The organism is Bacillus sp. sid0103, from assembly GCF_019219025.1.
Map to the genome: position 1 here is coordinate 1 of NZ_JAHUWN010000089.1, position 912 is coordinate 912.

Consider the following 912-nt stretch of genomic DNA (forward strand, 5'->3'; position numbering starts at 1 on the left):
TACGATTTGGTCGGAATCCAAAGGAACAGTCTAGAAAGTCATTTTCATAGATAGAATTTAGTATCTTCGTGATGCACTTTTGTACAATCTTATCTTCATGTTCCGGTATTCCCAACGGTCTTTTCTTGTTTGAGTTGAGCTTTGGAATATACATCCTCCTTACTGGAACAGGTCGATAGCTTTTGCTTTTAAGCGTACTTATTAACTCCTTTATGTTTTCTTCTAAGTTTTCATCGTATTCCTCTTTAGTCGTTCCGTTAATCCCAGTTGCCTTTTTGTTAGGTAATTCATGATGACATTGAATTAGTGATTGCACATTTAATAAATGTGCAAGAGATGTAAATTTCATTTTAGGATCAGATTTTGCTAATTCTGCTATCCTTAGTAGTTTTGTTTCCATTTATTATTCCTACCTCTGCGTGTAGTAAATGTTTCCCTAGTAAGGGTGATAACTGGTAGCTAGCCTTCCCTCCATCGGCATTACCCAACTTCATTGGTACTACGCTGCTATCCGACTCCCTACATCGGCATTTGGTTTCCTTGCTTTTTATCGCTTGTACACCATACTCTTCTAAAAGAAAAGACCGGTAGGGTCTCCCGAGTTGCCGTATCATATCAATGTGTAACGTGCCAAGGTCTCTGACCCCAGAGAGGTTTTATCCATCTTGCCCTTATCGAAGGATAAAATGTAGCTTTCTGCCGCAGTTAAGGCATCAGCCCTCTCGATTTACTAACATTATGGAGCTCAATCCCTTCAACCATTTGGCTTTCGGCCCGCCACCTAGCTGTCTACGCTTAAAGACTAATGTTACCATTAGCCCTCCAAGACTCGCTACGAGCGAATGGCTAGTTCTTACTCGGCGGGAATCCCACCCGCTATATGATACGACCTAGGCTCGGCCGCACAACTGC

Annotated in this window: 1 pseudogene; it reads right to left on the bottom strand. The window is 41.9% G+C overall.

The annotated features are described in order from the left end of the window. Positions 1–400 (bottom strand): annotated as a pseudogene (locus KW850_RS32560) (group II intron reverse transcriptase/maturase); the annotation flags it as partial. Between the last annotated feature and the right edge of the window lie 512 nt (positions 401–912).